Source organism: Lactobacillus sp. UMNPBX19 (assembly GCF_002553805.1).
In the GTDB taxonomy this organism is placed as follows: Bacteria; Bacillota; Bacilli; order Lactobacillales; family Lactobacillaceae; genus Lactobacillus.
The window spans coordinates 24,491-38,615 of the sequence record NZ_PCYR01000005.1; the positions used below are offsets into that span (position 1 = coordinate 24,491).

Genomic DNA, 14,125 nt, shown 5'->3' on the forward strand with positions numbered 1-14,125 from the left:
AATTACTGGTCATCGTCCTTTTCTGGTGGAATAAGTACTTGTCTAGGTTTTGATCCTTCGGATGGTCCAACAATTCCTTTAGCTTCCATTTCGTCTACAATTCTTGCAGCTCGATTATATCCAATTCTAAATCTACGTTGAAGCATAGAAACACTAGCTGATTGTTGCTTTCTCACTAAGGCTACTGCCTGATCATAAAATTCATCTTCAGGCTCATCTTCGTTCTCAGCTTGATCCTCAGAATCATTTTTCGAAGGAATCATATCTTCGTTATATACGGCCTCTTGTTGTTCCTTTACCCAGGATACTATTTTTTCTACCTCAGTTACAGAGATATATGCTCCCTGAACCCGTTCAGGTTTAGCAGCACCAATTGGCAAGAAGAGCATGTCTCCACGTCCTAGAAGTTTTTCTGCACCAACTTGATCCAAAATAGTTCGCGAATCTACTCCACTAGAAACAGCAAAAGATATTCTTGAAGGAACATTTGCTTTAATTAACCCGGTGATAACATCAACACTAGGTCTTTGAGTTGCTAAAATCATGTGAATTCCTGCTGCTCGCGCCATCTGAGCCAAACGAACAATTGCATCTTCTACATCATGCCCAGCAACCATCATTAAATCACTTAACTCATCAACAATCACAACAATATAAGGTAGCTTTTCCATTACTGAATTATTTTTATCAGCATTATTTTCAACTACTCTTTGATTGTACTCAGTAATATTTCGAACGCCTCCAGCAGCAAAAAGCTGGTAGCGTCTTTCCATTTCTTTAACAGTTTTACGTAAGGCATTCGTTGCTAATTTAGCATCCGTAACAACAGGGATTAGCAAGTGGGGAATTCCATTATATACAGAAAGTTCAACCATTTTTGGATCAATTAGTACTAACTTTACATCCTCAGGGTAAGCCTTCATCAAAACACTAGTAATAATTGTGTTAATTGCAACGGACTTACCGGATCCAGTAGATCCCGCGATTAACAAGTGTGGCATCTTACGTAAATCTGCTGAAATTACTTTTCCTTCAACATCTTTGCCTAATGGCACATCAAGCGAAATCTCTTTTGATTTTGCATCTTGATGAACCATAACATCTTTAAATGAAACGGCAGAAGTAGTTCGATTCGGCACTTCAATACCAATTAATGGTTTCCCTGGAATTGGAGCTTCAATACGGATATCTTTTGCAGCTAAAGCCAAAGCAAGATCATCCGCTAAGTTGACTATTTTACTTACCTTCACCCCAACTGCTGGCTGGACTTCATAACGAGTGACTGTTGGACCTAATACAGCTTTTTTTACGATAACATGCACACCAAAACTCTTAAAAGTTGACTCTAAAACTTCTTTATTTTTCTGAATTAGAGCCTTGTCTTGACTCTGATCTACATTCTTTATAGTTGACAATAAATTAATTGGCGGCTTTTTATAGTTGGGATTCTTTGGCTGAGTACTTTGTTTTGTCTCTAAATCTCCATGATCAACAGTTTGAAGTTCTTGTTTCATCTTTTGATCTTCTTCAGCATAAGTATGCGAAGCCGGCAAATCATCTATAGGTTTGGCTTCAACTTCTGTTGCTATTGGAATGCTTTCTTGGGAAACTTCAATTGGAGGATCAAATTTTGGACCGCTTTCTTCCTTAACTTTATTAGAAGCCGCAGGTTCACTATTAAAATCAAACATACTTGGGAAAGTATCATCATGATTATCTAAAGGATCAGTTAGTTTTTCTCGATTATTTAATTTTTCTTGCTTATTTTGCTCATGCTTTTCAACTAAATCGCTGTATTTAATTTTTAAAGCTTCCCCAGCATCTTTATTTTTTTCAATTACTAATTGTGAACCTTTTTGAAAACCGGACAGCAAGGTAGCAAATTTTACGTTACAGATCATTAAAATACCGATTAGCATCATCAACAAAGATATTACTTCAGATCCTACGGTTCCCAAAATTGGAAAAGCAAGTTGATAAAACATGCTTCCAATAAAGCCGCCACCGACCTTAGTTGTAATCTGCGCCCGGGAAAATTCTTCACCAATTGATGTCAAAAAAGCATTTACAAATCCTTGATGAATCATCATTTGATTAAAAACGCGAGAACTTTCCCAAAGGAGTAAACCCAAGTAAAATACACCTAACCCACTACCACGCTTCAAACTGAAATGTGGGGGTTGATTATAAATAACCATTACTAAGCCAAACAAACCAAGAATAATACTAGCTAAATAGTGGCTATCACCAACAAAAAATCGAATTAAATTAATTAGTTGTTGACTAAATAAACCGAAATGAACGCAACTTAAAACTGCTACTAAGACAAGTACTATTCCTGTAATGACCCAGTCCATACTTTGCTTTTTCTTTTTAGTAGTTGTTTTTTTCTTTTTTGTTGCCCTGCGTTTTCGCTTTTTAGCCATCAAGACACCTTCTCAATCTTTTTATTTGTCATCTTTATCTTTTTGATTATCCTTGTTTAACTCGTTAAAGTTTGACTTAAAACTAAGGTTAACTGGGTGGTCTAAAGTTAATTGAGTAATTTCATAAGTCAAAGTTTCAATTTCTTCAACTAAAGGTCTAGAAAGTAGTTGATAATCTGACGGTTCTAAATCTGAACCATCCCCAAAATAGTCAATAAATTGAACCACTCTAGTAATCACTCCACTAACTGTAAAGTCACCTGGAGCAGGTGATACTTCAAAAGGAACGGCAATTTCGAAATATTTGCCGTTCTTACCTTCATCTTGACTGCCATCTTCTAAATCTTGATAAACCTGGCGCAAGGAAACATTAACTTGATTTTTTACCATTTGTTCATCATTTAAATCATAGTGAAAAGAACGAACTACGATTGGGGTCATATTTTTAAAATCCATTTTAATTCTCTCCTAAATTTCTTTCATAACGTTCAGGACGATTGTAATTATCCTTTAACTTATCATTTTCATAGTGATGGCTCTTTTCCATATTTGGAAAACCTTGCTGTCTTAAAGCCTCCAATAAAACCATAGCAACTGAATTTGATAAATTATAACAACGAATATTATCAGACATAGGAATTCTAAGATTCCGATCATAATATTCTCTCATAAAAGTTTCTGGCAAGCCTGTTGTTTCTTTACCAAAAACAAAATAATAATCTTTATTTGGATCCGTATAGTCTACTTGAGCATAATTTTTTGAAGAAAACTTTGAGATTAAGTACATTTCATCATTTGGACCAAGTGTATTTAAAAAAGCTTCTAAATCATCATGCATTCTAATATCAACTTTATCCCAATAATCTAATCCAGCACGCTTCATTTTTTTATTATCAATTTGAAAGCCAAGCGGTTCGATTAAATCTAAAACTGTATTAGTACCTGCACAAGTACGAGCAATATTTCCCGTATTTGCTGGCATCAATGGTTCATAAAGTACAACGTGATTTGTCATAAAAAACTCCTCTTGTAAAAAAACGCAGCACCTGTAATATGGCAAGTACCACGCTTAATTCTATCTTCAATTCTACTCTTTACTTCCTTAAGTATCACTATCTTCGATTGATTCATCATCATAAAGATTTGAAATCTTACGATAATAATTGAATAATCTGGTTACAATTATTTTGATTACAGCATAGACAGGGATGGCAAAAATAACTCCCCATAAACCAGCTACTGCGCTTGCACCAATTAATAGCAAAATAGTTGTAACAGGATTCATATTCATCTTATTTCCCATTACTAGTGGTGAAATAACGCGTCCTTCAAGTGTTTGCTCTATAGCAAAAACTATTAAGACTTTGATCAACATCATTGGAGAGCTGATTAATCCTAAAATAATTGCAGGAATAAAGGCAATAAATGTACCAAAATATGGGATCATATTCAAAATTCCAGCTAAAACTGCTAATGTAATTCCATAATTTAGTCCAATTACTGAATAACCTATTGCAAATATTACTCCAACCCAGAAGGCAACAGTAATTTGGCCTCGAATATAGGAAGCAACTGCTCCGTTAATATCACTAAGTAAGCTTGAAAAACTAGGTTGTAGTTTTTTAGGAGCAATCTTAGTCACATAAGGATTCAAACGATGACCATCTTTTAACATAAAGAATAAAACAAATGGTGCTGTTAATAAGGTCATAAAAATCATTGTAATTACGTTAACAGCAGATGACAAGTTACTCAAGGCTAAATTGAAGCTATCTTGACCTGTTTTAAACATTTTAGTTTGTGCATCAGAAATAGCTTGATTAATTCCTCCGCGGACTCCATTTAAGCGTGGATCGCGAATCATCTTTTCGAAACCTTTTTGTGCATCATTCCAATAAGTTGGCCAATTCTTTACTAGGGAATCAGTTTGATGCTGAATAATAGGGATCAAAGTATTAATGATCCAAATCAATCCTCCTACAACGATAACAAATAGTAGAATAATCGTAATTATTCGGGGAACTTTTAATTTTTTCTCCATCCAATCAACTACTGGATCCATTAAATAGTATTGGATTGATGCAACTAAAATTGGTGGAAAAATTGCATTAAAAAATGTCCAAAAAGGATTTAACACAAAAGAAATTTGGTTAAATACCAAAATGATCAAGAAGAACAATAAAATATTAAGTAAGGCTATGCTAAAACGGTTGTTCAAAAACCACTTAACAAAAAAATTACTCTTCTGATGATGTTTTTTTACATCCATAGCTTTCCCTCTTATCTATGTTCATAGGTAATCCACTCGCCTACCTTAAATTCTGGCATTTTTTCTTTAGAATCTTTTTCTAAATATATAGCATTAGTCATTGGCTTTTTCGGAACTTCATCAGTAAATACCAAAGTAGCATGACCAATAGCTTGTATATTCATTTGAACCATTGGTCCAACATATAGAGCTAAATAGGTAGTGCCATCAATTGTGATAGAATCGTCTTTTTTAAAGACAAATTTTTCTACTGGTGTTGCTTGATCGAACTCTTGCAATACAGCAACATCCCGCAACTTATCGGTAGCCTTATTATCAAATAAAATTACGATGTTATCTGCTGGATCCAATGCTTCCGAACCAATAGCAGTAATTGTAGAATTCCATTTCATTTTTATCAACCTCTCTATTAAATTTTACCATATCAACTTATTTATCCAATAACACTTAATTACGATTGCCTATTCGTATTAAAAGGTAGAAAATAAATATGTTATGGAAAGTTTTATCAGGAGGCTAACATAAAAATTATGAAAGTTTGGTTTGGTGGCTATACGAGCCATGACTCAAAGGGTATTTATACCGCTAATGTTGAAAATGATGGAACTGATATTAAACTAACTAATATTAAAAATACTGTTGAAATTGAAAGACCAACGTATTTCCAATTAGTTGGTGATTTATTGTTTACTATCATTCAAAAAGGAGACCAGAGTGGAATTGCTACCTATAGAATTAAAAATGGTGAAGCTGAAAAATTAGATACCTATTTTCACAAAGGAGCAGCTCCTTGCTACATCAGTGTTGATCCACAAAAGCATTTAGTTTTCACTGCAAATTATCACTTAGCAACTATTAATGTGTTTTCTTACGACAAAAATGGAAAATTAACCTTCATTACTAACGACAAGCATGAGGGTCATGGACCAAGAGTAGAACAAGATCAGGCTCACCCACATTTCTTCGATGAAACTCCTGCTGGTAATTTAGTTTCATGTGATTTAGGAATCGACGCTGTTGATTTTTATAAGTTAGACGATAACAGATTAAAACACCTAGCACGCTATCAAATGGAAAAAGGCTTTGGTACTCGGCACCTTACCTTTTCACCAGATGGTAAAACCATGTACATTGTTGGTGAATTATCTAGTCAGGTTAATGTTGCCCGTTTAAATGAAAATACTTGGGAATTTGAGGATATAGCAACATATAAGACTATCCCTGATGATTTTACTGATCATAATGGAGCTGCTGCAATTCGAATTTCTAAAGATGGAAAATTTATTTATATTTCTAATCGTGGTCATGATTCAATTGCTGTCTTTAAAGTTTTAGATGATGGAAAAATAGAATTAGCCCAAAGAATTTCTGTCTTTGGTTCCTTCCCACGTGATTTTAACTGGGATAAAGCAGAAAAGTACCTAGTTGTAGCTAATCAAAATACTAATAACGCAACTCTTTACCGTCGAAACTCTGAAACTGGTAATCTAACTCCAATTCAAAAAGACATTTCTGTTCCTGAAGCTACACGCGTATTATTTGAAGAAGATTAAACTCATTCTATAAATTAAGCCATGAATATTCATGGCTTTTCTTTATTTATTGGAAAAAGGATATACAATATGCAAAATAATGCAGCTGATAAACTTTCACCTTTCAAGAAATTAACAATAGAACAACAAAATCTAATTACTCAAATTATTTCTTTTACTAAACAACACATTAATCGGAACTTTCCCGCTATTTTCACCATCTATGGAGAGGCTGGTACGGGAAAAAGTGTCGTTCTTTCTTCCCTGTTTTACCAAGTGCAGAAATTACGTCATGATAAAACTAATAGTATTTATCAAACTAATAATTACTTTCTTGTTAATCATCCAGAGATTTTGAAAGTTTATCGTCAAATTGCTGGAACTTTGCCTAACCTCTTAAAGAAAAATTTTCAAAGACCAACTACTTTTATTAATCAATTAGATAAGAAAAATGAACACGCTGATATTGTTATAATCGATGAAGCTCACTTACTTCTTTCTAAGCCAGATCATTACAATAATTTTTATCATGAAAATCAGTTAACTGAAATTATTAAAAGAAGCAAGGTAGTGATTTTAGTATTTGATCCATATCAAGTACTAAAAATGAAAACTCTTTGGACTAAAGATCGCCTAGAAAAAATTATCGATCCCTATCCTCATCAAAAATATCATTTAAAACATCAATTTAGAATGACCGCTCCTTCTGAGTTACTTAGTTGGTTCAATTCATTTACTAAACATAAAATCATTGATCCTATCCCTACTAATGCTAATAGCAACTATGACTTTCGTATTTTTGATGATGCCGAGAAAATGCGAAAGGAAATCGTTAAGCGCAACCGTGAAGTAGGATTAAGTCGAGTTCTTTCTACATCCGGCTATCCTTCGACTTTAGATGGAGGCAAACATTACATCCAAGAAGGAAAATTCAAAATGCCATGGGACCAATATAACTACACTGCCACTCCTTGGGCTGAAATACCAAAAACAATTGATGAGGTAGGCTCAATATATACTTGTCAGGGATTTGATTTAAACTATGCTGGTATTATTATCGGACCGCCCATCAGCCAAATCCCAGATAAAAACAAAATCCGTGTTAATTTAGACAAAATAACTGATATAGAAATGTTTAAAAAGAGAAAAGATCTATCTGATCCTCATGAAATCAAAACTCTTGAAGAAGAAATGGTTCTTAATTCTTTAAACGTTTTATTTAAGCGTGGAATCAAAGGAACTTATCTTTATGCTCACGATCCCTTGCTTAGAAAAACTTTAGTCTCTATGTTCAAGCAAGCAACACAAAAGACAAAATAAAAGATTATGGCTTAAAACAAACCATAATCTTTTTTTGTTAATTCTCATTCAAATAAATTGTTACATCTTTAAATTAGATTTGATTCTTCAAGCAACTCTTCAATCCATGTTCCCTTAATCTTTTTCATACCAGCTCTTACAGCTAATTTTTCTGGTAATGGCATTTCTTGGTCTGCTAATTTCTTTTTATCAGACATGTAATACATAGCACGAAGTAATTCCCGGATATCATAAACAGAACTCCAAACTTCTGGAACTCCTCGATCTACATTAAGTAGTGTATAAACAGATTCCATAGCTGTTCTAACTGAATATTCTGTCGTAAACACTGTATCTCTAGTAGGACTTTCAGCAAAGTTACCAATAAATGCTAAATTTTTTGATCCTTCTGGTACAACAGCTGGCCGGTCCCCATCATGACGAGGCATGAAGTAACTAGTAATATAAGGCATATATACCGGAACGGTGTTCATATTTTCTTCTGAAGACAATTCTTTAATTTCACTTTCTGGCACACCCAAATGATAAAGCATTTCTTCAGCAATTTCTTGTCCAGTACAGTCGACTACCTTTTTCTTAATATAATTCCCCTCAGTATCTGAATACAAAGCATAGATCCAGACTACAATTTCATTTGGCTTTTGAGTTGGAAAATGAGGTTGACGGTGAATAGTAAAACTTAGACCCCAATTTGAATCTGTAACCGTAATAATTCCACCAGTATTTACTTTTCCGTCATACAAACTACGCTTAGTCAATCTTTCAAAGTAAGGAGCCACTTTTTTATTCTTTAATGTTGTAGTTGCAGAAACAAACCATGATTTTTCAGGTAAGTTTTCACTAAAGACATCAGGGTGACCAAATGCCGGATCTTGTTTAGCTAAGTTTTCCCATAACTTCCAAGAGCCACCCTTAGCATGAGTAATTGGCGCAGGCGTAGTTTGGTTGCCGTAAGTGGAACTTTCAGTAATTGATCCATTAGTTACAAAGACAATGTCATCTTCAGTTAAATCAATATCTTCTTGCTTACGGTTCTTCTTCATCATAATCTTTTTAGCAACTTTTTCATTTTCTTCATGGTCAACTAATACATTTTCTACTTGAACACCATATTCAAATTTAACGCCATGGTCTTTTAGGTATTTAAGTAGTGGCTTTACCATAGAATCATATTGATCATATTTGTTAAACTTCAGGGCAGTAAAGTCAGGCAACCCATCAATATGGTGAATGAAACGCATACAATAACGTCTCATCTCTGCAAGAGAATGCCATTTTTCAAAGGCAAACATCGTTGACCAATAAGTCCAAAAATTAGTTTCAAAAAATTCAGGTGAAAACCATTCTTCAATTGTTTTTCCTTGAATTTCAGATTCTGGTGTCAAAACTAACTTAACAATTTCACTAGCATGTGAACCCAATTGATATAGTCCATCTGTTGGCAATTCATTACCACGCTTATGAATCAATCGACAATTCGAGGAGTTAGGATCTTCTTTATCAAGCCAGTAATATTCATCTAAGTAAGAAGCTCCTGATATCCGCAATGATGGAACTGATCGGTACATGTCCCACATACATTCAAAGTGGTCTTCCATTTCTCTACCACCTCGAACTACAAAACCAGCATTAGGACGGTTAGTCCCATCTAGAGAGCCGCCCGCAACATCCAATTCCTCTAAAATATGAATTTTATCACCAGACATCTTAGCATCTCGAACCAAAAAGAATGCTGTTGAAAGGCCAGCTAATCCACTACCGATTATATACGCAGATTTTTTGTCTACACCAGCCGGCTTTTTAGTATCCGCAAAAGCTTCATAGTTTCCTTTTGAATAGTACATACAAGTGATCCTCTTTTCTATATTCGAATAGTATTAACACTTCTTATATTCAATTCTATGTAAAGCGGTTACAATAGTCAATTAATTTAGCTGTTATATTTATAATTTATTACTTATCAAGTTCTTCCATAATCTTTTCATATCAATAGGATCTGCTATTTCAATTTTTTGTCTTTTTTCTGAAAAAGGGTCATCAAATTCAAGATAAAAACAATTTAACGCTTGTCGCTTAAAATTATCTTTAATTCCATACAAAGGATCACCAAACAAGGGATGTCCTAAATATTGCATGTGCACCCTAATTTGATGAGTTCGTCCAGTCAAAAGCTGTAATTCTATTAAACTAGCACCTTTAACTTGATCTAAAACCCGATATTCTGTAACTGATCTTTGTCCGTTATTTACTACTCCGCGCTTAACTCCGGTATCTATTTTGCCAATTGGTGCATCAATAGTTCCTTGTCTTTGTGCTTCTTCAAAATTTCCATGCACAATTGCATGATATTTCTTAATAAACTCATTCTTTTCCATCTTACTAAAACGTGCATGCGCAACTGCGTTTTTTCCTACCAAAACTAATCCAGATGTATCTCGATCAAGTCTTGTGATCACATGTGGCTTAAGATCAGTTTGTTTTTGTTGTTGAAAATAGTGCAATAAACGATTTACTACTGCATCATTATCTTCATAGCGAGATGGAATTGACAATATTCCGGCATCTTTATTAATAACTAAATAGTCTTTTTGTTCAAAAACGATATTTAACTTCTTAGATGAGGGCTTTAACCATTTATTTTCTTTTTCTTCTCCTAAAATAAAAATTACTTCATCCCCAGCATGTAGTAAGTAGCTCGTATACCGGCGGTGATGATTCACTAGAACCATCCCACCATGATGCTGGCTATTAGTCAAAGCGCGTTTAGAAAAACCATTTTTTAACAAAAAACGCCCCAGTTTCTGAGGTGTTTTATTTTCAAATTTTAATTTAAAATATTGCATTATTGTTTATCTTTAGGTTGGCCGATAAAGGCATCTTCTACACGATTCCAAAAATGAGTATGTTGATACTTATCGAAACGAATAACATGTTGAGAAATTCGGTACTCAATTTTTTTAATATGCTTATGATTAAATTCATAACCATCAAATGTAACTACATAATGATCATCACTACCTGTTTCCGGCTTAATAGTGATCCATTCATCAGGTGCAATTACAATTGGAGATGAGAGTGTTCTAAACACACGATTATTAATTGAAGCTATTTCAGTCATTTGTAAAGCTTTTAAACGTGGATGAATAACAGCACCGCCTAATGACTTACTATAGGCAGTAGAACCTGTAGGTGTTGAAACACATAAGCCATCCCCCTTAAAACTTTCAAAAAACTGGTCTCGGATGTAAACATCAGCCTTTAAAGTCTTAGAAACTCGTTTAATAGTCGCCTCATTTAATGCAAGCAACTTTTTCTTTTCACCTGCTCCAGTAGTAATGATCAATTCCAATAGTGGATAGGAAGCTGAAGATGGTTGTTTCTTAGTCAAATTATCTACCATTTTGTTAATTTCAAAATTACGCCAGTCAGTATAAAAACCTAGGTGTCCAGTATGAACACCAATAAATCTAATTTTATCAACTAGATTTTGGTATTTATGAAATCCTGAAATTAATGTTCCATCTCCTCCGACAGTAATTACTACGTCAGGATTTTCAGTATCTATTTCAATTTTTCTAGCCTCTAGTAATTTTTCTAACGCTCTAACTACTGCTAAGGTTTCAACTTTATTATTATAAACGAGTGCGACTTTCATTATTGCTCTTTTCCTTTAGATTTAGTAAAAATTCTCTGTGCTTCCTGCACTTCATCTTTAATTGATGACATTTCTTCATCTAACTTATAAGCAGCTTCAGCTGTTGTCTTAAGTCGCTTAGAAATATCTTCCGGATATTTTCCCTGATATTTATAATTTAATGTGTGTTCTACTGTTGCCCAGAAATTCATTGCCAAGGTACGAATTTGAATTTCAGCAATTATTTTCTTTGGTCCATCAGGTAAAAAAACTGAATATTCAATTACCATATGATAGGATCGATATCCTGATGGCTTAGCATTTTGAATATAGTCTCTTTCCTCAACTACCTGCATATCTTGCCGTTCATGAATCAGATCAACTACTCGATATATATCATCAACAAATTGACACATGATTCTAATACCGGCAATATCTTGCATATCGTTCTCAATTACCTCAGGGGCAATAACACGCCGTGTCATTTTTTCTTTAATTGAATCAACTGTTTTAACACGTCCGACCACGAATTCAATCGGCGAATGCTCACCCTTGTTTAAAAAACTTTGTCTAAGTGATCGAAATTTAACTTTTAATTCAGAAACAGCCTGTTGATAAGGCCATAAAAATAAATCCCAATCTTTCATGTATAAATCCTTTCCGTTTCAAACAAAATTATTCTACCATATAGAGGGATAACATTAACTAGTGAAAGGATAAAATTATGAGTAAAAATTTAGAAATTGAATCAAAAACCCTACTAGATAAAGAAACCTATGAGAAAATGCGTGCAGCTTTTACCGCAAAATCTGATTTTATTCAAAAGAATTATTATTTTGATACACCAGACTTTGATTTAAAAAATAGTGATACTAGTCTGAGAATTAGAATTCTTGTTGATCATGCAGAACAAACTATTAAAGTTAAAGAAACTAATCTTAAGGAAAAGAAATATAGTGAACGAGTTGAAATTAATGATTTACTATCTGTAGCACAAGCGGAGCAAATGACTCAAAGTTCATATGAAGGTGACTTCTTTTTATTTGGGGGAGATGTTGGTGACTACCTCCAAAAGCATTATTCCAACGAAGCAATTCGCTCTTTGAAATTAATTTCTTGGAGTCAAACTCGAAGAATACTAGCTAACGGTCCAGAAAACTGTGAATTGACTTTAGATTTAACAGAATTTCCAGATGGATACTATGACTTTGAATTAGAAATTGAAAATGATGATCCTGATACCATCAAAAAGGTACTTTCTGAATTAGAAAAACAATTTAATTTTACAGCTAATAAAGAAAATACTAATCAAAGTAAAGTACAACGTGCCTGGGAACATAAAAAATAAAACAAATTTTTTTTCATTTCATTCATTTTCTGATACAGTATTCATGAACTTGGATGGAGGAAATAACAAAATGTTTGAAATATTTTTCTTTGTTAATCCGATTGGGATTAACTGTTATCAAAATGAGCAGGAAATAATTGCTGCAGTCAGTGGTTACAATCAAAATATTTCTTACCACTTTATTCCCATGACTACAATGAACACAATTCGTAACGATATCAAAGCTAGACATCTTTCTTTAAATAATGTCGAGGTTTTTAACACTTTTAGTCAAAGTGCTTATAACGCAACTAAAGATTATCACACTCTAAAATTGATTGTCGGTAATAAAAAGGCTAGACAATATATCATTAATTTGCAGCATGCGATCAATGATATGAATAAAACTTATTCTCCCGAGCTTGTTATTGAAATTCTCGATTCTTTAAATGTTTCAATTAAAAGCTTTAAGAAGAATCGTGAATCAAACTACATAAAGCTCTCAATGGATAAGGATTTAAAACTCGTTGATGACTTAAACGTCGTCACTACCCCTACAACCATTATTTTTAACTATGATGATGATCGGGGAGATTCTGGTATGATGATCGAAGGTTGCGCAAATCGTGAAGAAATTGAGGCTGCAATCATTGGGGATAAACAGACTAGTAGTGATAATAGTTTACGCTTGTTGTAATTAAATTAGGCTAGATGATTTTTGAATCATCTAGCTTTTTTTGTAGATAAGTTATTATTGGGCTCTTTTCCTTTGGCTCCCTCAGCTCTAAAAATAGTTTCTCAGGTATATCTGCTACTGAAAAATGTAATTGGTATAACAAAGAAGCAATTTCTAACCCTAGTTTACTTTTCTGGGTAATTTGTTTCTGTAAATATATTTTTTGATCTTGAATAGAAGAATACTTTATATTTCGTCGTTTAGCTGGAGTAAAAGTAAATAAATTTGCAATTCCCTTCTCATCTAAAGAAAAATGTTTTATATCATAACTTATTTCCGAACTAAGTGCAGCCTTTAAAATATTATATTTTAATGTAATTACACAACTAAATGGATTAATTTCTAAATAATACCATTGCCATTTTGGACTATACCTTAAAAATATTTCTTTTGAACGATTAAGTTTATTTTTTAAATAATGCCTTTGACCCACAATCCAAATATCTTTTATGGATAATTTTTCATATAAACTATGTCTATGCCTAAATTCTGTCTCACTTAACGGTGCACACTGCACTTCAAAAGCTAATTTATTTTCTACTAATACATCAGCTCTCAATTGTTGATCAAGCAAAGGAACCTCAACTTCTGCATTAACTCCATTTGCTTTTAGTGCAGTACATAAAAGTTGCTTAGATTGATAATGTTCTTCTTTCTCTCCTGTTCCTTTAACTTGATAGAAATGCTTAAAAAATGGTAGCTTTTCTTCTGATAGAATCAAAATCATTCGTTTTCTACAAGACGGACAAGTATAGTAATCTTGATTTAATTTCTTAAAACCTTTATTAACTTGTTCTGCTTCCTTGATGGCTAAGACTAATTTTTTATTTAAAATAGCTGCGTACATTTTATCGCCCAATATTATATACGCAAAAAAGAGA

General features: G+C 33.4%; 14 protein-coding genes. 4 read left to right on the plus strand and 10 right to left on the minus strand.

The genetic code is table 11. The features are described 5' to 3' along the window. Positions 1–2: 2 nt before the first annotated feature. The 5 genes from CP370_RS02485 to CP370_RS02505 form a co-directional block, all read right to left on the minus strand. The gene (locus CP370_RS02485; protein WP_087712801.1) at positions 3–2,426 is read right to left on the minus strand and encodes a DNA translocase FtsK; all 2,424 of its coding nucleotides are present in this window, start codon (positions 2,424–2,426) and stop codon (positions 3–5) included. Between the two features lie 21 nt (positions 2,427–2,447). Further along, a complete protein-coding gene (locus tag CP370_RS02490) occupies positions 2,448–2,882 on the minus strand; it encodes a DUF1149 family protein (RefSeq protein WP_087283936.1) in 435 nt (144 codons plus the stop codon). Position 2,883: 1 nt separating this feature from the next. After that, a complete protein-coding gene (locus tag CP370_RS02495; RefSeq protein WP_004893849.1) occupies positions 2,884–3,441 on the minus strand; it encodes a tRNA (cytidine(34)-2'-O)-methyltransferase in 558 nt (185 codons plus the stop codon). A gap of 87 nt (positions 3,442–3,528) precedes the next feature. After that, positions 3,529–4,695, minus strand: a complete 1,167-nt coding sequence (locus tag CP370_RS02500) for an AI-2E family transporter (RefSeq protein ID WP_012846466.1) — start codon at positions 4,693–4,695, stop codon at positions 3,529–3,531. Positions 4,696–4,706: 11 nt separating this feature from the next. Next, the gene (locus CP370_RS02505; protein ID WP_012846467.1) at positions 4,707–5,087 is read right to left on the minus strand and encodes a PTS glucitol/sorbitol transporter subunit IIA; all 381 of its coding nucleotides are present in this window, start codon (positions 5,085–5,087) and stop codon (positions 4,707–4,709) included. A 138-nt stretch (positions 5,088–5,225) separates the two neighbouring features. Between CP370_RS02505 and CP370_RS02510 the strand changes: the two genes are divergently transcribed. Together CP370_RS02510 and CP370_RS02515 are read left to right on the plus strand one after the other, a co-directional pair. Further along, positions 5,226–6,248 carry a lactonase family protein gene (locus tag CP370_RS02510; protein WP_012846468.1) on the plus strand — a complete coding sequence of 341 codons (1,023 nt, stop codon included), beginning with the start codon at positions 5,226–5,228 and terminating at the stop codon, positions 6,246–6,248. A gap of 69 nt (positions 6,249–6,317) precedes the next feature. After that, complete coding sequence (locus tag CP370_RS02515) at positions 6,318–7,547, plus strand: DUF2075 domain-containing protein (RefSeq protein ID WP_012846469.1); 1,230 nt, start codon at positions 6,318–6,320, stop codon at positions 7,545–7,547. Between the two features lie 68 nt (positions 7,548–7,615). Here CP370_RS02515 and CP370_RS02520 read toward each other — a convergent pair whose 3' ends face one another. The 4 genes from CP370_RS02520 to CP370_RS02535 form a co-directional block, all read right to left on the minus strand. Further along, positions 7,616–9,391: an oleate hydratase gene (locus tag CP370_RS02520; protein ID WP_087712800.1), complete on the minus strand. Its 1,776-nt coding sequence runs from the start codon at positions 9,389–9,391 to the stop codon at positions 7,616–7,618. Positions 9,392–9,490: 99 nt separating this feature from the next. Continuing rightward, on the minus strand, positions 9,491–10,390 hold the full coding sequence (locus CP370_RS02525; RefSeq protein ID WP_087712799.1) for an RluA family pseudouridine synthase: 900 nt from the start codon (positions 10,388–10,390) through the stop codon (positions 9,491–9,493). Then, positions 10,390–11,202: an NAD kinase gene (locus tag CP370_RS02530; protein ID WP_087712798.1), complete on the minus strand. Its 813-nt coding sequence runs from the start codon at positions 11,200–11,202 to the stop codon at positions 10,390–10,392. The genes CP370_RS02525 and CP370_RS02530 overlap by 1 nt, the downstream gene beginning before the upstream one ends. Beyond that, on the minus strand, positions 11,202–11,828 hold the full coding sequence (locus CP370_RS02535; RefSeq protein WP_004897745.1) for a GTP pyrophosphokinase family protein: 627 nt from the start codon (positions 11,826–11,828) through the stop codon (positions 11,202–11,204). Before CP370_RS02535 ends, CP370_RS02530 begins: the two co-directional genes overlap by 1 nt. Positions 11,829–11,905: 77 nt before the next feature. Here CP370_RS02535 and CP370_RS02540 point away from each other — a divergent pair, with 77 nt between their 5' ends. Together CP370_RS02540 and CP370_RS02545 are read left to right on the plus strand one after the other, a co-directional pair. After that, positions 11,906–12,529: a CYTH domain-containing protein gene (locus CP370_RS02540; RefSeq protein ID WP_012846473.1), complete on the plus strand. Its 624-nt coding sequence runs from the start codon at positions 11,906–11,908 to the stop codon at positions 12,527–12,529. A gap of 70 nt (positions 12,530–12,599) precedes the next feature. Then, the gene (locus tag CP370_RS02545; RefSeq protein WP_095076660.1) at positions 12,600–13,205 is read left to right on the plus strand and encodes a DsbA family protein; all 606 of its coding nucleotides are present in this window, start codon (positions 12,600–12,602) and stop codon (positions 13,203–13,205) included. A 10-nt stretch (positions 13,206–13,215) separates the two neighbouring features. Here the strand turns inward: CP370_RS02545 and CP370_RS02550 are convergent, their stop codons facing one another. Beyond that, on the minus strand, positions 13,216–14,091 hold the full coding sequence (locus CP370_RS02550) for a competence protein CoiA (protein WP_012846475.1): 876 nt from the start codon (positions 14,089–14,091) through the stop codon (positions 13,216–13,218). Positions 14,092–14,125 lie beyond the last annotated feature (34 nt).